Source organism: Paenibacillus sp. FW126-R14 (assembly GCF_058789495.1).
This window is the reverse complement of the sequence record NZ_JBYTBS010000001.1, coordinates 185,021-207,612: the sequence shown is the minus strand read 5'-3', so window position 1 is coordinate 207,612 and position 22,592 is coordinate 185,021. Positions and strand designations below refer to the sequence as shown.

14 protein-coding genes are annotated in these 22,592 nt (G+C 47.1%); 1 reads left to right on the top strand and 13 read right to left on the bottom strand.

The window, feature by feature from the left end; genetic code table 11:
* Positions 1-10 precede the first annotated feature (10 nt).
* From AC3WRW_RS00810 to AC3WRW_RS00780, 7 genes are all read right to left on the bottom strand, one after another.
* Complete coding sequence (locus AC3WRW_RS00810) at positions 11-883, bottom strand: carbohydrate ABC transporter permease (protein WP_492544052.1); 873 nt, start codon at positions 881-883, stop codon at positions 11-13.
* Between the two features lie 14 nt (positions 884-897).
* The gene (locus AC3WRW_RS00805; RefSeq protein ID WP_492544050.1) at positions 898-1,812 is read right to left on the bottom strand and encodes an ABC transporter permease; all 915 of its coding nucleotides are present in this window, start codon (positions 1,810-1,812) and stop codon (positions 898-900) included.
* A 27-nt stretch (positions 1,813-1,839) separates the two neighbouring features.
* Entirely contained in the window at positions 1,840-3,468 is a 1,629-nt protein-coding gene (locus tag AC3WRW_RS00800; RefSeq protein WP_492544048.1) for a type 2 periplasmic-binding domain-containing protein, read from the bottom strand.
* 222 nt (positions 3,469-3,690) lie between these two features.
* Positions 3,691-6,039: a helix-turn-helix domain-containing protein gene (locus AC3WRW_RS00795; RefSeq protein ID WP_492544046.1), complete on the bottom strand. Its 2,349-nt coding sequence runs from the start codon at positions 6,037-6,039 to the stop codon at positions 3,691-3,693.
* 268 nt (positions 6,040-6,307) lie between these two features.
* Complete coding sequence (locus tag AC3WRW_RS00790; protein WP_492544044.1) at positions 6,308-9,331, bottom strand: family 20 glycosylhydrolase; 3,024 nt, start codon at positions 9,329-9,331, stop codon at positions 6,308-6,310.
* Positions 9,332-9,738: 407 nt separating this feature from the next.
* Positions 9,739-10,110: a Rieske (2Fe-2S) protein gene (locus AC3WRW_RS00785; protein WP_492544042.1), complete on the bottom strand. Its 372-nt coding sequence runs from the start codon at positions 10,108-10,110 to the stop codon at positions 9,739-9,741.
* A 9-nt stretch (positions 10,111-10,119) separates the two neighbouring features.
* Positions 10,120-11,244, bottom strand: coding sequence for an amidohydrolase family protein (locus AC3WRW_RS00780; protein ID WP_492544040.1), 1,125 nt, complete (start codon positions 11,242-11,244; stop codon positions 10,120-10,122).
* 158 nt (positions 11,245-11,402) lie between these two features.
* On the opposite strand from AC3WRW_RS00780, the gene AC3WRW_RS00775 reads away from it, so the two are divergent.
* On the top strand, positions 11,403-12,326 hold the full coding sequence (locus AC3WRW_RS00775) for a helix-turn-helix transcriptional regulator (RefSeq protein ID WP_492544038.1): 924 nt from the start codon (positions 11,403-11,405) through the stop codon (positions 12,324-12,326).
* A 34-nt stretch (positions 12,327-12,360) separates the two neighbouring features.
* Here the strand turns inward: AC3WRW_RS00775 and AC3WRW_RS00770 are convergent, their stop codons facing one another.
* The 6 genes from AC3WRW_RS00770 to AC3WRW_RS00745 all read right to left on the bottom strand — a co-directional run bounded on the left by AC3WRW_RS00770 (position 12,361) and on the right by AC3WRW_RS00745 (position 22,585).
* A complete protein-coding gene (locus AC3WRW_RS00770) occupies positions 12,361-14,616 on the bottom strand; it encodes a glycoside hydrolase family 3 protein (protein ID WP_492544036.1) in 2,256 nt (751 codons plus the stop codon).
* Positions 14,609-17,281, bottom strand: coding sequence for a glycosyl hydrolase family 2 protein (locus tag AC3WRW_RS00765; protein ID WP_492544034.1), 2,673 nt, complete (start codon positions 17,279-17,281; stop codon positions 14,609-14,611). Before AC3WRW_RS00765 ends, AC3WRW_RS00770 begins: the two co-directional genes overlap by 8 nt.
* Positions 17,282-17,330: 49 nt before the next feature.
* Positions 17,331-18,224 (bottom strand): carbohydrate ABC transporter permease, encoded by an 894-nt coding sequence (locus AC3WRW_RS00760; protein ID WP_492544032.1) that lies wholly within the window; start codon positions 18,222-18,224, stop codon positions 17,331-17,333.
* A 12-nt stretch (positions 18,225-18,236) separates the two neighbouring features.
* Entirely contained in the window at positions 18,237-19,169 is a 933-nt protein-coding gene (locus AC3WRW_RS00755; RefSeq protein WP_492544030.1) for an ABC transporter permease, read from the bottom strand.
* A 203-nt stretch (positions 19,170-19,372) separates the two neighbouring features.
* Entirely contained in the window at positions 19,373-20,887 is a 1,515-nt protein-coding gene (locus tag AC3WRW_RS00750; RefSeq protein ID WP_492544028.1) for an ABC transporter substrate-binding protein, read from the bottom strand.
* Positions 20,888-20,998: 111 nt separating this feature from the next.
* Complete coding sequence (locus AC3WRW_RS00745; RefSeq protein WP_492544026.1) at positions 20,999-22,585, bottom strand: response regulator transcription factor; 1,587 nt, start codon at positions 22,583-22,585, stop codon at positions 20,999-21,001.
* Between the last annotated feature and the right edge of the window lie 7 nt (positions 22,586-22,592).

The window sequence follows — 22,592 nt, the reverse complement described above, 5'->3', positions numbered from 1 at the left end:
CTGCTTGTTCTTACCCTTTGAGTGCTCCGACCATGACTCCCTTAACGAAATATTTGGAGACAATCGGATAGAAGAACAGGATGGGCAAAGTCGCCACCATGATCGTTGCATACTTGATCGTTTCGGCAAGCTGAAAGCCCTGATCGGCTCCGCTTGTCATGCTTTCCGTCGAGTTGGCAAGCAATATTTCGCGTAAAACGAGCTGCAGAGGAAATAAATCCCTGTCTTTCAAGAAAATCGAGGCATAGAACCAGCCGTTCCATTTCTCTACGGCATAAAACATGATCATAACGGCGATGACAGGCATGGATAACGGCATAATGATCCGAAACAGGATGACAAAATGATTGGCCCCGTCTATTTTCGCCGATTCTTCCAAACTATCCGGAATAGCCGAGAAGGATGTTCTCATAATAATCAAGTTAAAGGTATTGACCGCAAATGGAAGCACAAGCGCCAATAACGAATTGTAAAGTCCTACGCCTTTAACCATCAAATATAGAGGAATCAAGCCGCCCTGAAAAAACATCGTAAACAATATAATCGCAATGAATACGCGATTCCATAATACGTTCTTGCGCGACAAAACATAAGCGCCAAGTGAGGTCAGGAGCAAATTAACGAATACCCCGAGGATAATAATAATAAACGTGTTGCTGTAGCCCCTTAGAATACTAGGGTTGCTTAATACTTGCTTGTAGACGTCAATATGAAATCCGTACGACTTTAGAAGCAATCCCTTATGGGCAATGAGGGAGCTTGCATCGCTAATCGAAGCCAACCCTACATAAACTAAGGGATATAGGGTAACAACAACTAATACAAGCATAATCATTGTATTAACCGCATCAAATAACCTTTCGGACCAGCTTTCCTTATTCATTTCTCCCCTCCTCCTTACCACAATCCGTTTTTACTGATTTTACGGCTGATCTGGTTAGCTGTTACTAATAAAATCAAGTTAATCACGGAGTTGAACAGTCCTACGGATGCACTGAATCCCCAGTTAAATTCCAATAACCCTTTGCGATAAACGAAGGACGAAATAACATCGGCCGTGCTGTAAGTAACCGGATTATATAGCAAAATGATTTTCTCAAACCCGACATTAAGCAAATTGCCCATCCGCAAAATGAACATAATGGCGATTGTAGGAGCTATCCCCGGCAATGTAATGTAGAGCATTTGCTTCAACCGGCCGGCCCCATCAATCCTGGCGGCTTCATATTGCTCTTGATCGACTCCCATTAAAGCCGCCATATAGATAATGGATTCCCAGCCGATTTTTTGCCAAATTTCAGAGAGCACATAAATAGGACGAAAATACTCCGGCTTTTGCAATAAGGCCTGCCCGTCACCGCCAAAATTAGCCATGATAGCGTTAATAACGCCGCCACTATTCGTGAAATCCGTAAGGATTCCACAAATAACGACCATGGAAATAAAATGAGGCATGTAAGAAATGGACTGTACGAATCTGCCGAACAATTTGTTCTTCAACTCATTCATGAATAAAGCTAACAAGATCGGAGCCGGGAACTCAAACAGAATGGAATATAGACTAAGGACGAGCGTATTCTTAAGAATGCGCCAAAAATAAAAACTGTTCATAAAATCCTTAAAGTTCTGCAAGCCAACCCAATCGCTCGCCATAATACCTTTCACCGGAGAGTAATCCTTGAAAGCAATAATAGCTCCATACATCGGTGCATAATGAAAGACCGCATAGTAGATAAGGACTGGAAGCATCATAAGATATAAGGATTTATTCAGAAGGAAATCCTTCACGAATAGATCTTTCTTAGTAGTCATCAGGTTTCCTTCTTTCAAATTGTAAGATCATCGCTTGTTGTATCGATCCAAAGCCGCTTTTTGAATTTCAATCGCTCTGTCAATGTTCAACGTTTTCAGCTTTGCTTGGTACTTGTCGAATTCATCGATCGGCGACGCGCCAAGAATAATTTTGAGCGTAGTTTCATCCACCAACGCATTCACTTCGTTCATAATTTTAGCCAATTCCGTGCTTTCTTGCGGTGAAGTCGTAATTGGAGGAAGCACATACTTCATAGCATCTGTATTTTGCCAAGTAACAATGGCGTCTTTTTGCTGCTTCATCGTGTAGTACTGGTCGAGATAACGTTTATCCTGAACGAATGGACCGCTCATACTTGCTTTGATGTAGAGCATCATCGCTTGTGCGATGGAAAGCTTATCGGGGTTGTTCATAATCAAATCCGTATATTTCGGATTCCCGTTCTCCATTTTGTAGCTGACTCCCTCGGTGCCAAAGTTAAAGAAGTTATGGCCTTCCTCACTATAGCCGTAGTCAAGGAATTTAGCGGCAAGCTCTACGTTTTTACTTCCTCCCGTAATGGCAATCATTCCGCTTGGCTCCGACCCGAAAGCAAAGCTCTTTTGACCGAATTTGGGCTTATCTCCCTTGTTCAGCACCGGATAAGGAGCAGCAACGAGGTCATATTTCGGATCGTTGGCTTGACCTGCTCCAATCCATTTGCCAATTCCGCTTCCCGCTTGGCTGACGGTGGCAGCGGATTTGCCTGATGTCATATTGGCATCCTGGTTTTTTTGATCTGCGGTAGCAATGTTTTTATCGAGCAGTCCTTCGGCATACCATTTTCGCATCGTAGCCAGAAAATCCTTATAAGCAGGCTGTGCCGGTCCGAACTTCACTTCGCCGTTATCCAGATAGAATGTCCGGTTGATCCCGTAGGCGCCAATGAAAGCTCCATTATAGATATCATCCAGAGCTCTTGCTTTACTTCGGAAAGTCAATGGAGCCTCCAGCCCTTTTTTCTCTTTGAACGCTTTCAATACCGTATACCACTCATCCATCGTGGTCGGAACTTGAAGACCCAGTTCAGTTAAGTAGTCTTGTCTCAACATAGGCCCTTGGAAAACCATCAGAGAGTCATCGCTGCGAACGAATGGAAAGGCATAGTAAGTGCCGTCGTCTGTTTTTACCATTTTGTCGATTTCCGGGTGCTCCTTTAAATATTTCTTCAAGTTAGGAGCGTATTTATCAATAACATCATTGAGCTTTATAATCGCTCCGTCTTTGATCGCTTTTTCAGGACCGCCAGGAAAGCTCGTCTTCCAATTGTATTCAATCATGTCAGGCAGATCGCCGGAAGCCAGCGTGACGTTTAACTGTTCCTTTTCTTGGCCCATAACAGGGTTTATGAAATTGATCGCAACGCCTGTCTTCTTTTGCCACTCTTGATAAAAGGGAATATCTTTGATACTAGGCTTGATCTGTAAAATGTTGTTCGCATCCGCTGTCCAGAACGATAGCGTTTTGTCTGTTTTCAGCGGATAAGTGGCTGCGGTTTCTTCATTTGCAGGGGGCGTCGGAGCCGGTTGTTGATCCGTTTTGCTGCATGCCAATGCGACTGAACTCAGCATAATAATAGATAAAGCGCTTGATATAAGTTTCACTTTCTTCTTCATCTGTGTTTACCTCCCTAGAATGTGTACGATTTCGGGCGACTCTCTTTCGCTTCTTTATTATGCTTTTGTAAACCCAATTTGAATATCTTAAAATCCTCCAAAGGCATCCAAAAAAACAAAAAATCGATCTGAAATTTGTACAATCGCATATTAAATTTTTTATTTACGGGCTCATTACCTGGTTAAAACGGAAAAAAGACCGCTTTGCAGCAGCCTTTTCGGTTATTTTAAATACATCTCTTTATATTTGCCTGGCGTAACTCCCTCATACTTTTTAAATATCCGGATCAATGCGTTGACATCGCTGAAACCGACAAGGGCTGATATCTCATTCATCGTGATATTTTGACTTTCGATCAATTCCTTAGCTTTCACAATACGAACTTTATTGATGTAATCGAGCAGCCCTTCTCCTGTTTGCTCTCTGAATAATTTGGATAAATAGGTGGATTTCATATCAAACCGCAGACCGATCATCGAGATATTCATATCCGTGTCCTGATAATTTTCTTCAATGAAACGTACGATGTTCTGTATTAGTGTCTGCAGATCTTGATGCCTGATTTGAACCAAGGCTGATTTTCTTTTGGCCAAGTTGTTGCTGCATACTTCTTTCAGCATCTCGGTGAGCTGTTCATGCATATCCTGCATGGTTTCGCAGGCTGTCAGCTTCTCGATCTCTTTCAAACTGCCGCCAGACGATTCTTCCTGTGTTTCGCCAATTTCATGAAGCGCCTTCACCATCGTACTTACCAAATCAAACATCAGACAGCGAGCCAAGGGCAGCGAAATCTGATTGATCTTCAAATTCCTGTCCACGATGTTATCCAACGTTTCCTTCGCCCTGTCATACTCGCCAATTTTCAAAAAGTTAATGAGCTGCTGTTCCACCTGCAGCGGGTAATAGTAGCCTTGAGGGATTTCATGAAGCGCCTCATTCTGGATTTCATGAAAAGAAATAATTTCTTTTCGGCCCATAATAAGCTTATATTCCATCGCGTCAACGGACTCTTTGTAGGCAATCGAAAGATCGACAATGGAGGTGTGAATATTGCTGATCGAAACCGTAAGCTCGATTTGAAATTTATTTTTCAAAAATTGCTGCGCTTCGCCCGCCATCTGACGAAGTTCGGCCAAACTGCCCGGCTGTCCCGTGTCACGGAAATTGATAATGCAGGCAAGCATGTCATCGATCTCCGTCATATAGCCAATATGCTTCGCGTTCATGATCTCCTGAGCGACATTTGCAACGATAAACTGCAGCAGTTTGGCCTTCTCATCTTCACTCTTCCCTTTCATGCTGGAAAAAAACTGCGGATTGGCTTCCACATAAAATAAAAGAACGGCATACTGATCACTGTCAAAGTGCATCTCGAAAGCAGGCAGCGCATCCTCGATCGGGATTTGGGTGTCTAACCTGCCTTTTAATAATCGAGTCATAAAATTAGAGCGCAGCAAATGATTTTGCTGCTTGAGACGGACCTCAACTTGCTCCTTTTCATTTACGGTATTGGCGATCATATGCTGAATAAATTGAAATTCGTTGCTTCCGTCATTTAAACGATCAGCCGATTCACCTGTGAAGTTATGAATTAATTGTTTGACCGGATTGTAGTTCTTTTTCAAGAAGAAGAAGGTTAACAAAACCCCTCCGAGAATGCTCAGGACGATGCTAATGTAAGTAATCCATCTCACATTGATCGCCTTTTGCCATACTACAGCGCTAGGCATGATGGTCACGAATTTAAGATTCGTTTTTTTGGAAGCAATATAATAAAACACGGAGTCTTGTCCATTGTACGTTTCATGGAAGAAACCTTGATCATCGGAAAAAACCCGATTCGTTAATACCGGATGTTGATTCGTTTCCAAAGAAGAGAGAAGAATCTGATTCTCTTTATTCAATACCAAGACTTCGCCTCCATTGAACATTTGCACGTTCTGAAGGGCGGTTAATAACTTCGATCCGTCTACTAGAATGACGAGCGCTCCCTCAGGCTTCGTATCAGGGTTCGATGCAAAATAGCTAATATGGGCAATCGACTGATGAATGCTGCCGTTCAGCCCTCTGTATACCATAGGAACAAATGCAGGCGCTTTTTTGGTAGTCATCATGGACAGCCAGTCGTTATAGCTGAAATTAGGGTCGTTATGGACCTCCTCATACACATCCTCGCCGCTGCGTACTAACCCTGGCATTAGACCTGTACCGTCCGGCGTATAGTAGACATAGAAGTTCGTAATTTGCGGATAGAACGTTTTATACATTTTAAAATCCAGCGCCACTTGATACAAGGAATACTGATAGTCATTCCGTCCCATTTTATTGGCATACATGAGATCTTGGATTTTGGTATTCCAGGTAATCTCCGTATTCAGTCTTAAAACACTTTCAAATTCATTGTCCATAATTTCACGAACTTGTCTCAACAGTGCATCGTTAGCCCTGTGAATTTCATCCTCCAGAGCCGCGTTTGATTCGCGGTATACAAAAACGCCAATGAAGATTGGCAGAAGCAAAACGGCAATGTAAGAAAATAGCCAGGTTAAGACAACGCTTCTTCTTTTCATCCAAATACTGTTTAGCACGATGTTAGCCTCCATCTATCCTTCTTTTCACCGTTGCAAAATGATAGCTTCATGGTACACTAGCTGCACTTAGTTTGAAAAGAGCGAATTTGCTGCATCGCTTGGAGCGTGCAAATGAATTATTTTATTAATATGTTAATTTTGTTAAAATTTATAAATTTGTAATGATAGCTAACAAGCAGGACGAGGCGAAAAAAACGGCCTCAGTCCGCTGGAAATCAGGACCAAGGCCGTTTACTGATCTTATTGTTTATTCATATCCGAGAATCTTGCTCGCTACGAAGGCGAGGTCTTCGATGTCTACTTTGCCGTGGCCGATGACGTCCGCGATCTTCGCTTCATTCCAGTTCTCGTCGCCTTCTTTGGCTCCGTAGTATTTGGCCACAATCGCCAAATCTCCGATCGTAAATTTATTGTCGCCGTTCACGTCTCCCGGTTGGTACGTAATGACGGAGGAGAGGAATGCTTGAATCGCCGCGTTCAAATCGGCTGACGCTTGCTCAACTTGCTGATTCGTGGCAGATGCGTTGTCCGCGACCGCTTTCGCTTTGTCAATTGCCGCTTGCAGAGTCGCTTTGGATCCCGCTGGATATTGACCGCTTCCTGTTCCTTCTGTTGCCGCATTATGTTTGCTTTGAGCTTCTGAAATCAGATCGTTCAGGAACGACTTATCTACAGGCGGTACGCTGATCACGCTTATCAGGCGAGAGGCGTCGGCTACCTGCAGTTCATTCCCCTGTCCGTTAGCGATAGAAGCACTGCCTACAGAGACCGACGTATATGCTGTCGGGGCTGTCGACTTCACCTTAAATTTGAATTTTAGCAAATCGCCTTGGGAAAGCACGCCCTTATTATTTGCCGCTACGCTGGCAGCCAGAATGCGGTTTTGTCCCGGCACATCATTCTTTTGCGCAATGACTTCAAACCCTTCTCTAACCGATACAACCGATTCGAGAATCAAATTCGCCGGATCATAGTTTAGCTTCAAATCTTGGGCATACACTTGCTGGTATTCACTTTGGGCAACACTGCTTAATCCCATCGTTACTTCAAAGGATTGGCCGGCAGTTGCCGTCTGAGGAGCGGACAGCACGGCTTTCGGCGCTGTTGGCGATTGAATTAAAGCAGCAATTTCGGTTGCGCTTAGTGCTCTGTTGAAAATATTCAATTCATCCAGACTGCCTTTGATAAAGGAGGTTCTTGATGCCCCGGAAGCTTCTGCTCCGACTAAATCCATTGGGCCATCGATTTTAACCGGCAGCGTTTCTTTCAGCACCCCATTTTCATAAAGAGCTGTTTCGGTTGCTGTACCTACAAAAGTCAGGTGAGTCCATTGGTTGTTAGGAATACTATAATTGTAATTATAGTCCTTACCACCGTAAATGGAGAAACCAACTTTACCTGTTTTCTTCTGGTTGATCTTAATGGAAGAAGTGACACCGCTCAGGAGTGCCTCATTTCTCGAGGTACTTGGCTGACCGTTAACCCAAACGCTTACTGTCCAGTCGCCCGGTATATCTGCAGTGGCTAAATCGATATAACCTGAGGTTCCATTTAAACTTATTCCGGATCCATACTTACCGGTTGCCCACGCTGCGCCGCCAACTAAAGTACCATTTTTATAACCGGACGTATCCCCTAAGGTCGTTCCAGTTCCTTCATCCATCTTCCATTCCATATGGAATGGGAAGAACGGAGGCGTCCATACAATAGGGTCAGCGAAAAATTTGATTCCTTTATTTTGCAATCTTGAAGTGTGATCGTTAAGTCTTCCTTTAAAATCTTCCCAGTTTCTGCTGCTCTGAGGCGTCCAGCCGACTTCCGCATTCGCGATTAATCGCGGATAGAGCATGTAATCGATATTATCTTGCGTCACAATAGTTTCTGACCATAATGTACTTTCAATGCCATAAATATTTGCTCCTGAAATACAAGCATTCGGGTTCAAATCATAAGCTTTGCTCGTATTGACGTTTCCTCTCCAGGATAGGCCAAGCTGCGTATTATTGTAGTATTTCATGTCCAGGTAAGCATTTGCCGGAGATACGATGACTTTCATCCCTTTAGCTTTCGCCGAAGTTCCGGTTGAGGCAGTGCAATTCCAGTCCTGCAGAATAGAATCGCTGGTTGTTCCGCTTGAGGTATCAGAAGGGTCCCAGCCAACAGCTTTCTTCCCATATTTACCAAGAATCGTTGTTACTCGGCCAATAAAATAATCGTAATCACTAGCTGATGTTGCGTTGGATTCATCTCCTCCTAGATGAAAATAGGGGGAAGGCGATATGGCTGCAATCTCACGAACCACATCATCCACAAATTGATAGGTAATCTCGGAACGGGCCATTAATGAGCTATAGCCTACAGCCGTATCGGTACGCATCGCTTTTCTTTTGCCATCCGGATTTAGTTCAGCAATCGATGCTAAAGCCGCATTCGTATGACCAGGCATATCGATCTCCGGAATGACTTCAATATATCGCTCAGCGGCATAGTTGACGATTTCTTTAAATTGCTCCTGTGTATAATATCCGCCAGGACCGCCGCCTACCTGTCCCTTGCTTCCATACTCTATGAGTTCAGGTCTGGATTTAATTTCAATGCGCCAGCCCTGATCATCAGATAAATGCATATGAAACTTATTAATCTTATACTGCGATGCCAGATCGATCTGACGTTTAACGACATCCACCGGGAAGAAATGGCGTGCCACATCAAGCATAAGTCCACGGTATTCATATGTAGGCTTGTCGCTAATATTGGAATTCGGGATCACCCATTGTACGCCGGAAACAATTTTGTTCTTTTCAATATCTGCCGGCAAGAGCTGCATGAGGGTTTGAATTCCTCTAAAGACGCCTTCCGGTTTATTGGCCGTGAGTTTAACTTGATCGGAAGTGGTGTTTAACTCATAGCCCTCATTCCCTTGAGCGGCATTTCCACCTATGGTCGTTAAGTAAATGCTGCCTGCAGCCGGATTGTTTGATTTTATGACGCTGATCCGGTACCCTGTCGATGTATTCAGCTTATTGGCGAGCACTTGCCCATTCTTGAATAACTCATCGGTTTCCCCGGCGGAATTGCCGGCTACATAGATGGACGTGGTTTTTGTTAAAAGGAACTGCCCCGTTCCGACGGTATAGCTTACCGGCTTTGGAAATATCGAAGGCTGACTTGCTGCAGCTTTAGCAGCATCAGGAATTGCAGTTATAATGTTTACGGATAAAAGTAAAGCCAAGGCTGTAGAAACTACTTTTTTAACGATTAATTTTTTCATCCTTATTTTTCACCTCTACTAATTTTGTACTGCTAATTAGCTAAACGAACTCTGCCGTTTGATCGTGAGGTAGTCTCGTGATGAATTATTGCACTATCATTCTTCGTCGTAATCACCTAAGCTTCGATCCACTCACCCCCTCTCGTATGATCAAACCGACAACCACATGGGATCATTCCGTCTAATTTTCTCTAACGGCAAAAAATGATAACAGCAAAAAGGGCATTAGTAAAAAGTCGTTCTTTTTACTAATGCCCTTTCGGTAACACGTTAAGATTTTATTAAGTTAATTAAATAGTAAAGGGATAGTAATATTTTGTCAATAAATAAATTTGGCGAATCCGGCCGCGGTTCAGCTTTGGCAATAGTCACCGATCTTTATTTGTCATTTTGTAAGGAGTTATCCGCTACATCTCGATGTAGACTTTTCCCTGCTCCACCGACAAATCAAACGTTTCCACGACAACGTCGTAGGTTTTTGTGCGAACTTTGTGATCTACAACAAGCCTGCCGGTTTTAATGTCAAATTCCCAATGATGCCAAGGACAACGCACGATTTCCCCTTCTTGCTCGTAAACAAATTGCCCGGGCGCCGGCGAAGTGACCCATGAAGCAACCGGCCCTTTGCATAGCTGAGCTCCCTGATGAGGACAATAATTAAGAATGGCATGAAGCTTTCCGGACAATTTATAAATGCCTACGCTCCGCCCTTTGACATCAACAATTACAGGTTCGCTCTCCGTGAATTCATCAACGGTTCCTAAATAATGGAGCGTCATCGTTATTCCTCATTCCTCCGTTTGGTCCGGCATAGGCAAGCCGTAGAACCTGGCAGCGTTATTGTAAAACACATTATCCGTTGTTTCTTTGTCCAATTTGGGGAAAACGAGCTTCGGCGAGTCGAAATCCCAATGCGGGTAATCGCTGCAAAAGAGCAGCCTTTCCTTGGCGTGCATAGCCTCGAACAGCGTATCGAAAGCTTGCCGGTTCGGCGTTTCCTCAATGGGCTGTGAGCCGATGTACATGTTGGTGAGCAAATATTCGCTCGGCTTTTTCTTCACCCATGGCGTCTGATCGCGCAGCGCTTTCCAATCCTGGTCGAGCCGCCACAAGTAAGGAGCGACCCAGAAGACGCCGCCTTCGATAAACGCCACCTGCAGCTCCGGAAAAATTTCGAAGACGCCTTCGAAGATAAAGCTGGCCATATGGGCCATATACGCCTGCGTACGGGCAGCGCGGTATTCAATATAGTAAGAAGGATAGCCGACATTCGTAGCCGGTGCGTTCATCCCATCGCCGATAGCTCCTACATGCATGGTGAAATTAATGCCATGCTTCAAGCAAGCCTCATAGATCGGATGATACATTTTATTACCATAAGGATGAGGCGCGCCCGACGGAACATAAACCTGAACCATGCCGGGATGGGAGCCAAGCCGTTCGATTTCTCGAACCGATGCCGCTACATCGTGAATCGGCAAGTAGATAGAGCCTCTGAACCGGGGCTCCTTATCGAGCCAATGCTCGATCGTATAATCGTTGAAAGCGGAACACAAGGCAGCCGAGTAATACGTATCGGCCGTGTTCGTGCTCGCTATAAATTCACCGGTCAAAATCCCGTAACGGATGTCGAAAGGATTCAAAAGCTGCTCGACCATGAAATCCAGATCTGAACCGGCAGGACCGCCGTTTGGCGGGAAGGAATCGGCTCTTTTTCCGATATTGCCCCCGTTCAGCGTACCCGGCCCCCCGCCAAGACTCGGTCCCCACAGTTCGATACGCTCCCTGTATTTTCGCGGTAAGTAAGGGAACAGCTGCTTAATGTCCTGAAAAGTATGATGGATATCGCAATCAATAATTCCAACGCCTTTACGTCCATTTGTCTTCTTGGCCGCTGCTTCTATTAAACTCATGATGCTCATCTCCCCTTCTATGTTTCGTATCTCTATCATAAAACCTGAACAGCCCCTCCGAAAATGGTAATTCGCAATTACAGTTTGTCATTTTGTAAGGTCGATGCTATACTGACCCTACTGTCAACAAACAGCTTTCAGGAGGTGCGGACGAAAACATGGGCAAGCGGCAGCATGCTGACAACTATGAGGAATCACGCCATTATGTCGTAGACGAGCTGGCCTTGAACGGCGGCTTATGGCCGGTGCGGATGGGACGCATGAAAGCAGGCCCGGATCATCGCTTTCCGCAGCGGATCATTGATTATTACGCATTGCATTTTGTTATGAACGGAAAGGTCCGTCATCGCTTCGGAGAACAGCAGATCGAGCTTGTCAAAGGCGATGTTTTTTGCGCATATCCGGGTGTCGTCTACCACCATTCCATTGTTCCGACCGGCCAGCCCTTGGAAATGATTTGGGTTTCCATCGATGGCGGACAAACGCCGCTGCTGCTCGAGAAAGCCGGCTTCCGTCCATCTGCCCCTTATCTCCCAGGCGTGATCGGCAAAGAGCTCGAAACATCGCTCGATCATCTGTTCAGTCAACAGGAAGATAACAGCAGCCGGAGACAGGTCGAGTTGATTTCGGCTATTTACCGTATATTCGGATTGATGATTCCGCAAAAAAGACCCGACAAGTCCGAGCAAGGACCTGCCAGCTGGATTCCCCGCAGCATCGAGTACATGAATCTGCATTACACCGAAAATATCAACGTGCAGGACGTCGCCGCGTATATTTCGGTTCACCGGGCCTATTTCTCCAAAATTTTCGCCGAACAGACCGGCATGACGCCCATCCATTATTTGCAAAAGCTCCGCATGGAGAGAGCGCTTCAGCTTCTGCAGCAAACACCGCATTCCATCACGGAAATCGCAATGACGCTGGGTTATCCCGATTTATATGCCTTCAGCCGGGCGTTCAGCAAGCATTTCGCCGTATCCCCGAGCAAGCTGCGCGAACATGCAGCAAAGACCCGCGGTCAATCCGGGGTGTACCCAGCCCCAGCCCTAGCGGGAATTGAAAAAAGGACAGGCGAATGATTGCATTCGACCTGTCCTTTCGTTTCTCTCTTTGCTAAATGGATCTGGCATACTTCTTCGTACGAGCATCCCGGATGACACCGCTCCAATTCATCCCGAAGGCAAAATCATAAGCATGACCGGCCGTATCGACATAAACCTCCATGTCATGAGGAACATCCTCAAGCTGCTCTTCGACGGTTTTCATATCAGCCGGCATTTGAAAAGGCAGCAGCCCGCCAGGTTCTTTGACTCCGCTCAGCAAATCAAAGATGGCTTCCTCCTGCGCTCCAAAGTTTGCAATCATTGCGCTCGCGGCTCCTTCAAACTCACTGACAACAGCCGGGTTCGATAATAAGATGGAAACAATAACCGGTTTCTCCTGCATGAGCTCCTTCGTTCGGAGCACCATATCCAAATCTCCGGCATTGGAAACCGTGACTGTTTTTCCTTTATAGATACGGTTGCGTACGTCCCTGGGATCGCCAGCAATGCTCTCCTCCCGGGCATGTTCAGCAAGATAGGGCCGGTACTGCAAGCTAATCGGCACGTATCCGTTGCCGCCTTCCTCCCGATCTGCTTTGCTGTATCCCATCGTCGATCGCGGACTTTCGATAAACACCAAAGCAAAGTCAGCTTTCTCCGGGTGTTCCGTAAAGTCATAATACTTTTTTACGATTTCCAAGTTAACAGGATACTTTTCGACGGGAGGCGTCGGCAGCCCCATCCAATCTTTGCCGGCAGGCAAACTCCTTTTTGGGATATAAACGGTTTTACGCCCCTGCAGCGGAAGGGTTTGATTCTCGTTTTTAAGCATCACAATCGATTTCAGCTGCGCTTCGTATCCGGCTTTCCTGTATGCTTCACAGCCTACAATAGCTACCGAGCTCTCTACTTGCAAATAAGGATTTTCAAAAAGGCCGAGCCGAAACATATTCTTCAACAAACGAACCGCGGATTGCTCGAACCTTCTACGCATGAAAGCTTCCCCATGCTCTTTGACACCTATCGCATAAGCTTCAATAATCGGTTCTGCCTCATCATTGCCGCCAAACTGGTCCACTCCAGCCATCAGCAGCTTATAATGACGCTCCGCCACTGTGTAGTCTTCTTCAACGCCCCAGCAGCGTCCGCCAGAAGCTAAGCTTGTGATATCGTCACCCTCGTCCGCTGTAATTCCCCAATCTGTACAAACGACCCCATCGTATCCGTATTGTTCGCGAAGCAAATCGGTAATTAAATAACGGTTATACGAGTTTCCGACGTTCTCCCCATTTTTCGGATCTTGATCCAAAGAGATCGTGTAGTAAGGCATCACGGCAGAGGCTTGGCCGGTTTTTCCAAATAAGTTGAAAGCCCCCTCTGTGAAAGGGATAAGATGTTCCGCAAAGTTGTTCCCCGGATAAACCGCATATTTGCCATAACCGAAATGCGCATCGCGTCCCGCTTCGCCGGAACCGCCGCCCGGCCAATGCTTCACCATGGCGTTGACGCTGTTGTAGCCCCACCCGTCCGCGATCTCCGCATCGCCTTCAGACGTCTGAAACCCATCGATGTACGCCCGGGCCATGTCAGCCGCCAAGCGGGGATCCTCGCCGAAGGTCATCCCAAAGCGAAACCAACGGGGATCGGTGCCGATATCCACTTGTGGCGATAAAGCCGTCGTTAGACCTAAGGCACGATATTCCCTTGAGGCAATCTCGCCGAACCTCAAGGCAACTTCTGGATCAAAGGTTGCTGCAAGTCCCAATGCCTCCGGCCAAATAGAAATCGTGCCGCCTACCCCGGCGTTGAATTCCGTGGATGCGTCAAGTCCATGGCGCGGGTCCGAACTGTTATTCGAAGGGATTCCAAGATCGAGGCTCTCTGCATAAGCCTGCATCTCGTTATTCCAGCGGGCCGCCGTCTCCGGGCTCTCCACCTTCGTTACGAGAATGTGGCGAATATGATCCTTGGTCAGAAAGGCACGCTGTTGATCTGACAAATCATACGGTCGCGCTTCGCTTTCTCCAAACGGTTTGCCTCCGTAAGCGGCCGGCTTCCAACCCAAATTTCCCGGAATCGCTTGGTGCGAGCTGTACAGCATCAGGCCCGCAATTTGCTCTATGGACATTTTCGAAGCAAGGTCTTGAGCCCGCTCCTCCGGGGAAAGTCTCCAATCCTCGTATTTGTCTAATGTACCGTCTTTATTCAAATCTTTGAAAGCAAGTCCGTCGACGTACAGAATGCCAACCCCCGAGCTCAAGGAATACCCTAGTGTCGGACCGTCTTCATTTTGCACATATCGAATGTGTTGATCTGCCTTACTCACGACGATCCCTCATTTCATCTACGATGATGGTCACTGGTCCAAGCAAGCCGCTCGGCTCCTGCTGCATAAAACGCGAAAAGAAATCATGCTGCTGCTTGGCAAGCGTGTTCGTGACCTCAATTTTCAAATGATTTTCACCGCTCTGCATAAAGCGTCCGATATCGAACACATAAGGGGGACAGATGCGGGTTCTGATATGTTGGTGGTTCATCCATACATCCACGGTCTCATAGGCACTTCCCAAATCAAGACAGACCCGACGACCCGTATAGTCCCCTTCAAACACCGTTTCATAGCGAAATGTCCCCGTAAAACGAGGCAGTTTATCGGGGCTGCTCATATTGGCCAGCATCTCCAAGGCCCCCCAATTCTCAAACTTCGGATACGACAAGGCATCTGCTGTTGCGATCATCCAAGGCCCTCGCAGCTCCACACGCTGATTGCTGCTTCTCATCGAAGTTTCGCTTAACTCGGCATCTATAGAATCAATATACTCATGCAGCTGCGTCCCGGCAGCAAATAATACCGATTCATAAGGACTTAGCGCCAAGCGAACCGGATCTCCTTTTGCCCGATCTCGATCCCCACCGCTTGCCGCTAAAAGCTTATTTTGCAAAGCATCATAAATATAAACTGTTCCGCCTACAGGCAACTCAACCGTCGTCTCAATGCTGTTGTTCGGGTGCTCGTTCGTGAACAGAAACAAGTCCAATCCATGATGCTCGTACCGATAATACCGCAAATACGCCTCAAACGTTTCCACCGATACATCGTAAAAGCCTCGTTCCTTGACATAAGCCGCCAGCTCGCCAAGCGCCATTGCCCGGACATTCGCAGACTGACTTAATACGGTCATGTCCGCTTGAATATCCTTCCCTTCGCTGGACCGCCGTGGCCATCCGTCGATAAACACGATCGGCAAGCCTTGACCTGCCATATGCACAAGCCGACCAATCAACTCGGATGGCAGCGCTTCACTGTACGGGATGACTAAACACTGATACGTTTCGTCTCCAACATGCAATTGCGCATCTTTCACCGCTGCGCCGCTAAGCACCGCATCGACCGGAAGCACGTCGCAATCCACTTGATGGCGCATAAGTTCCTTGACCGGCTTATGAAAGTACATGGCACGGCCCGACCATTCGGCCTCGGCATGATACAACACCGCCACCGTCGGCCGATGAAGCCCGCCGGATAACAAGTGGCTCATTCGATTCGTGTAATCGTTCAGTATCCGATAGCTGCGATATTGAGGATTATGCCCCCGGGCATACATGTGCGGCGGGCAATCTCCGTCAGGGAACTCCTTTTGAGAGAACGCATGCGGCACAAAATAATTGACCCCGCGCACGAGCATATGGTCCGTCAGCCATTTCATCAGCTTCAGTCCTTCCGCCCAACCGTAAGCCCCGAATACTTCCGCCATCGTCCGTCCCTTTTTCTTCGGATCGATATGTCCAAGAGACGATGCCAGCTTGGCTAAGCCATAATGGAAAAACTCGCTGTCCGTTTTCCCTGCGATCCAGCTAAAGGACGCTTCGTCCATGCCTGGGATAAGTTGGTGCAGTACCACGTCGACACCGGACATATCCTGCCCGGACATCGCACGGAAAAAATGTCCCGGACCGCAGCCCAAGCGGGCATGCACGTTGTTATCCTCGATCACGTGGCCAATGTGTTCTACACCATGTTCCCGGCACCAAGCGCCTATTTGCCCAGAGAAATGCTCGGCATATAATCGGCTCACGATGTTCATGTAGACATATCGCACAGCTCCGGTCAGCTCTTCGTTTGCCTCAAACCACAGCAAAGGCAGCAGGTTGCGGTACGCGCCATACCCGGCCGATTCGAATTCGGCTTCCAGGAGCGGCAGCAAAGCGGGAGACCACGGAAGCGAAACGCGTTGTTTGCCTAATGTGGATTCAAAATCATATATGCTGCTATCGTTGTAAAAACCCGGCTCGTCCGTAAAAAATCCGGCGAATGTCCCGCCAAAATCGGCAGCATACCTCTCATAATACGGCGCATAGCTCGCCTCAAGTAATACGCGCACGGACTCCGCTTCCAGTGGATTGATATAATCCTTAAATTTCTCATTCTGGCCCGCTTCCGTCTGCACTAGGATAAAAATACGCCAAAAGCCGTCGGGGATATCCCAATAGAGCACTTCGTCCTGCACACGCTCCGTGAGCTCGATCAACTCCCCCGTCAACCTATTATCCTTATCCCCCCGTTTGGCGGCAATGACGGCAATGACAGATTCCTCCACCGTTTTCCATGGAGAAAGCAAGAAAGAAGTATCCTTAGCCGGACCGATGGCATCGATATGCCGCTCGGCTATAAACATGCGCCGCAGTTCCGCAGAGGCATCCTTCAGACGTCCGTTTGCATGCCCGGTCGGAAAATGGTCATCGTCAAAAGCCCATACCCGCATGCCGCGATGACGCGCTTCATCCATGATGACATCCATATCCGCCCACCAGCCCGGTCCCAAACAATCCGGGTGAGGCCGGGATTCCACCACAAATGCCTTAATACCGGCATCGTCGATTCTGGCGATTTCATCCCGGATGACGGCTTCGCCCTCGCCTCGCTGCCACACCAGCGGCATGATGTAATTATTATGTTTTCCTTCCAGTACGTCCTTTAAGCGGTTATTCATATGGGTTCGCCTACTCTCCTATTTAGCCTTTTTAGCCTATTTAGCCTTCTTAGCCCTTCACTGCGCCGATTGTAATACCTTTCACGAAATACTTTTGAAAGAACGGATAAGCGACAAGAATCGGTATGACGCCAATCACAGCGATGGCCATTCGGAACGTTTCCGAAGGAAGAGCCGCAAGCGCTTCGCTAGATTGGGAAGCCATCGAGCTGTTCGTTGACAGGAACTGAATGTCCGACATAATCCGGTTCAATATGCTTTGCAAGCTAAACAGCTTTGGTTCCGTAATATAAATCAAGCCATTATACCAATCATTCCAATAAGCGATGCCTTGAAACAACCCGATCGTCGCCATAATCGGCATCGAGAGCGGCAATACGATGCTGTAGAACGTCCGCAGAACGCCCGCCCCGTCAATGTTGGCTGACTCCAGTACAGGCGTAGGAATCGTCGTCATAAAAAACGTCCGCATCAATAAGACATTGAAGCCGTTCATCAACAGTCCCGGAATAATAAGCGCCTGAATCGTATTTTTAATCTCAAATACTTGGGTATAAATCAAATAGGTCGGGACCAGTCCGCCGTTAAACAGCAGGGTGAAGAACACGAAGAAGGACAGCGGATTGCGCATAGGAAGATCGCTTCGGGAAATGGGGTAAGCGAGAAGCGATGTCATCGCTAAGCTGGCCGTAGTGCCGACCACCGTCACAAAAACGGTGATTCCGTACGCCCGGAAAATACTCGCTGATTGTTCCCATAGATACCGATAGGCGGTAAAGCCCAATTGTTCCGGAAAAAAGGAGTAGCCGTTTTTGACAATGGTCGTCTCGTCCGTAATCGATGATATAAAAAGCAGCACAAAAGGCAATAAGCACGAAGCCGCGTATATCCAAAGAATGATATACCCATACCGCTCCCAGCCGCGGTTTTCTTGTTTCAACATGTCGGTCCCTCCCTAGAACAAAGCATTCTCTTTGTTGATTTTGCGTACGATAAAGTTCGACAGAAGCACGAGCGCAAATCCCACAAGCGATTGATACAAGCCCGCAGCGGAAGACATCCCAATATCCCCTAGCTGCATCAGCCCCCGGTATACATAAGTATCGATGACATTGGTCGTATCGAACAGCGCGCCCGAATCCATCGGGACCTGGTAAAACAAGCCGAAATCGGAGTAGAAAATGCGCCCGATCGCCAGAAGCGTCATCATAATGATGACCGGCGTAATCAGCGGAATCGTGATTTTGCGAATTTGCTGCCATTTGCTGGCCCCATCCAGCGTCGCCGCTTCATAATACTCTTGATCGATACCGATGATCGCGGCGAGGTAGACGATACATAAATAACCGGCGCCCTTCCAAGTATGAATAAAAGTTAAAATATAAGGCCAAACTCGCGGCTCGTTATACCAAGACAGCGGATCCATACCGAGCATGGGAAGCAAGGTTTTGTTCATGAAGCCGTTATCCATGCTTAGCATGGCAAATACGAGATAGCTTACAATAACGGTGGAAATCAAATACGGCAGCAAAATCACGCTTTGAAAAAATCGGGATAACAATTTGTTTTTAATTTCATTCAGCAGAATCGCCACCCCGACGGCAACGATCAAGTTCACGATGATGAACACTACGTTGTAGAGAATTGTATTCCGGGTGATGATGAAGGCGTCCGACGTTCGGAACAAGTATTCGAAGTTTTTGAGACCGACCCAATCGCTGCCCCAAATTCCTTTAGCAAAGTTCACTTCCTTGAATGCGATCACGAGCCCGAACATCGGCATGTAATTGTTAATAATCAGATAGACGATCCCGGGAATCATCATCATATAATACGGCCAGTATCTTTTGAGCAGCCCTTGTTTTCTTTTCAATACTTGTGCGTTCATCCTGCGTCCCCTTCTTTCTCCATTCATCTAATGGTGTACTTTTATTGTAAAAAAATCAGGACATGTCCACTATGTCACGCTCGACTTTTCACTAGTCCGATTTCGACTTGATCATTGCCTTGCTTTCTTTCGTGATATGTAAAAAGGCCGTCTTCGTCATGGATGCCATGAACGCAAGATCAGCCTTTTCATTTACAGCTATGCTATTTCACCGTTTGTGCCCATTCATCGAGCTGCTTTTGCTTCTCCGCAATGATTTTCTCGATCCCGGACGATTTCAGCTTCGCGTTAAACTCCGGCAGCACTTTATCCGGGTCTACACTGCCGGTTTCAAGAGCCATCCGGTATTGATTGACGACGTTCGTAACTGCGGCATATTCGGTCTTCACCGGTTCAGGATTGAAAGAAAAGCCCAGCGCCTTCGATTTGACCGCATTTTTATTGAAATCAGCCATTTTGTCCCAAATTTTAGGGTCGTCGCCGGTAAATACGTAAGAAAGGAACTGGTTGCCGAACATCCAACCTTGGTTCAACGTATAAGCTACGCTTTTCGAATCAACACCAGCCGGATATTCGATCACATTATCCGATTTCTTCACATAATCCTTACCCTCGATCCCCCAGTCCAGCAGGTTGACGATTTGCGGATTCGAGTATAGTAAATTTAAAAACTCCATGGATTTTTGCTGATTCTTCGCATTGATCGGAATCCCCCACATGATCGTGGCTACCGAAGTCGTTGTTGCGTAGGCCGGCGTTAGCGGAACGGTAACGATGGGCATGCCCGCGGAGCGCGTATCCTGCAGATCCATGCCCGGCTTCTGATTCACCAAATACCCCATCCCTTTATTTGCTTTCAATAATGCGGTATTCGTGTCCTTCGTCGTGGCCGCATCCTGCAAAATATATCCGGCTGTGTACCAGCCTCTCAGTTTTTTGATAAAAGCGGCATATTCCGGCGTTTCATAGAGATTGGCTACCTTGAGGCCGTTATCAAAATTCGGTAAAATGCCGAGGCTGTCGCCAAGCGGATCAAACCACCGGTAGCTATCTACGAAGGAGATCCCGGAAGCCTGAGTAACAAGCGGCGTCAAATTAGGCTCGCCTGCTTTGACCGTCTTAAATACGCTTTCAAGATCATCGATCGTTTTGATTTTCGTCACGTCAATTTGATATTTATCGAGCAAATCCTTGCGGAAGTTGATTCCGTAATTCGCCGCCAGGTCGCGGTTGGAAGGAATCGCATACAGACTGCCGTTCACCTTGGACGCATTTAAATAATTATTGTCGAATACTTTTTTGATATCCTGCCCGTACTTCTCCAGCAGCGTGTCCAGCTTGACCAGTTGACCTTTGGCTACATAACTTGCATAGTTTCTGCCGGAAACGTACATGAGATCGAGCTTCTCGTTGCTCGTCAGCATCAGATTAGACTGCTGCGTCCATGAACCTGCGTTAATCGGGGTAAGCTTGACCGTAGCATTGATTTTCTCCAATGTAATCTTGTTGATTGCATTTTGTACGTCCTGCAGATTGCTCGGGATCGCATTGAACGCGGAAAAAGCCACGTTCAGCTCGTAAGGCGCTTCCTTTCCGCTGCTCGGAGCGCTTGAAACGGAAGGGCTTGTGCTGCTACTTGACGAATTGCCGCCACAAGCGGAAAGCGTTATCATACTTCCAGCTAATGCGGCACTAAGCAGTATCGTCGTTTTTTTCATCGTAATCCCCCATTTTGTCCTGTTTTTTGAAGCTATCTTGATTGTACGCATTACGGGGAACGCTCACTATGCGCATTTCGACTTTTCATTGGCACGAATTCGACTTCAAAGCTATTTACGCACACGCTGCCTAAAGTCGCTCGGACTCAGACCGGTTTGCTTGCGGTACACTTTCGTAAAATGGGACACATTATTAAACCCGACATATGTTGCAACGTTAGTAACCGGCATTTCGGTTTTGCTTAACAAGTCCTGGGCGATGCGCATCCGCTCATGCAGCAAAAATTCCTTCATCGACATGCCGATTTCTTTCTTCAGCAAACGATCCAAATAGTCGGGGTGCAGGAAGAACGGCCCTGCGATCTGCTCGCGGCTCAAATCTTCATCGAAATGTTTGGCAATAAACAGCTTTACCTTCTCCACCACCGAGTGTGATTCTTCCATCTCATTCGTATGGGCCACTGCGCGGTTCACCATATGCGAAATCCATTCCAACATATCCGTAACAGATTGATTCGCCTGCGCCGACAGCTCGATCGACCTGCTGTCTTTAAACAGCTCATGGGCTTGAATGCCTTTTTCCTTAAGGACCGAATAGACGATTTGGATAAAATCGTGATGGAACTGATGCAGGAAGGAAACATCAATTCTGGAGTTATGAATGAGCTTCGCTAAATACTCTCTTACTTCTCCTATGATTTGCTCCTTAGCTCCTTGCGTTAAAAGTACGGACCATACTTGCATATCGGGCATCTGCGCGGAAATGAGCTCTTCCTGCTGAACGCCGGCCAGGAACACTTGATTGCTGTATGCAACGTTGTTTTTTTTGAGAGCAAGCAGCCTGCCTACCATCTCCGGCAGTTCATGATAATCGGCGGGTTCCCCGATATAGCAGGCCAAATCGCAATAAAAATAACGGTAGCAGGTGCCGGTAAAGGCTTCCAGCTGGCTGCAAAGCCGCTGAAGATCCGGCCTCTCCGTGGGCGGCAGCGTTATTACGGCAAGCACAACGTTGCGGCTGAGCGTCATCAACTGGGCACTCAGCTGAAGCTCCTGCAGCGTTTCCGAAGCGGCATTCTTCAGCCCGTACTCCAGGATCTTCTGGTCGCGCAACGTTAACGGTTTATGCCAGCGCTGCACGTCAATCAATACAGGCAGAACGCAAAGCCCACCAAGATGAGCGATTTTGCGCTCTTCCATCGTTCTTCGAATGGCTTCCGGATTCGCGGGGATAACCTGGTTAACAATATCAAGCCACAATTGTTCAATAAACAGCGGGTGATGTTGAACCCACGACTGGCTGATTTGAGCGATCTCTTTGACTTTCTTGATTTTATCGATCACCTTCACCATGACAGCTTCCAGCTCTTCCGGAGGAATGGGCTTCAATAAATAATCGAAGCTTCCAAGCTGTATAGCTTGCTTGGCGAACGAGAAGTCGGCGTGGCAAGTGAGAAAAACCGTCTCCGTATCCGGAGAATGTGCCTTGACCCAGTCCAATAAGACCAGGCCGCTGTCTTGCGGCATTTCAATATCGCAGAGCATCATATCAATACGGTGATTCCGGTATACTTCCTTGGCTTGCGCCGCATTATTGGCTGTATAAATGCGATCGATGCCGAGCCTGTCCCAAGCGATTGCGAATTGGACGCCGCGAATCGCAAGCGGCTCGTCATCGACGATCAATAAATTGTACATAGTAAGC

Excerpts from the sequence above, each read along its gene's own strand:
- AC3WRW_RS00760 (WP_492544032.1), bottom strand. The coding sequence starts at position 18,224 with ATGTTGAAACAAGAAAACCGCGGCTGGGAGCGGTATGGGTATATCATT.
- AC3WRW_RS00805 (WP_492544050.1), bottom strand. The coding sequence starts at position 1,812 with ATGACTACTAAGAAAGATCTATTCGTGAAGGATTTCCTTCTGAATAAA.
- AC3WRW_RS00755 (WP_492544030.1), bottom strand. The coding sequence starts at position 19,169 with ATGAACGCACAAGTATTGAAAAGAAAACAAGGGCTGCTCAAAAGATAC.
- AC3WRW_RS00780 (WP_492544040.1), bottom strand. The coding sequence starts at position 11,244 with ATGAGTTTAATAGAAGCAGCGGCCAAGAAGACAAATGGACGTAAAGGC.
- AC3WRW_RS00790 (WP_492544044.1), bottom strand. The coding sequence starts at position 9,331 with ATGAAAAAATTAATCGTTAAAAAAGTAGTTTCTACAGCCTTGGCTTTA.
- AC3WRW_RS00765 (WP_492544034.1), bottom strand. The coding sequence starts at position 17,281 with ATGAATAACCGCTTAAAGGACGTACTGGAAGGAAAACATAATAATTAC.
- AC3WRW_RS00810 (WP_492544052.1), bottom strand. The coding sequence starts at position 883 with ATGAATAAGGAAAGCTGGTCCGAAAGGTTATTTGATGCGGTTAATACA.
- AC3WRW_RS00750 (WP_492544028.1), bottom strand. The coding sequence starts at position 20,887 with ATGAAAAAAACGACGATACTGCTTAGTGCCGCATTAGCTGGAAGTATG.
- AC3WRW_RS00795 (WP_492544046.1), bottom strand. The coding sequence starts at position 6,039 with ATGAAAAGAAGAAGCGTTGTCTTAACCTGGCTATTTTCTTACATTGCC.
- AC3WRW_RS00775 (WP_492544038.1), top strand. The coding sequence starts at position 11,403 with ATGGGCAAGCGGCAGCATGCTGACAACTATGAGGAATCACGCCATTAT.
- AC3WRW_RS00745 (WP_492544026.1), bottom strand. The coding sequence starts at position 22,585 with ATGTACAATTTATTGATCGTCGATGACGAGCCGCTTGCGATTCGCGGC.
- AC3WRW_RS00785 (WP_492544042.1), bottom strand. The coding sequence starts at position 10,110 with ATGACGCTCCATTATTTAGGAACCGTTGATGAATTCACGGAGAGCGAA.
- AC3WRW_RS00800 (WP_492544048.1), bottom strand. The coding sequence starts at position 3,468 with ATGAAGAAGAAAGTGAAACTTATATCAAGCGCTTTATCTATTATTATG.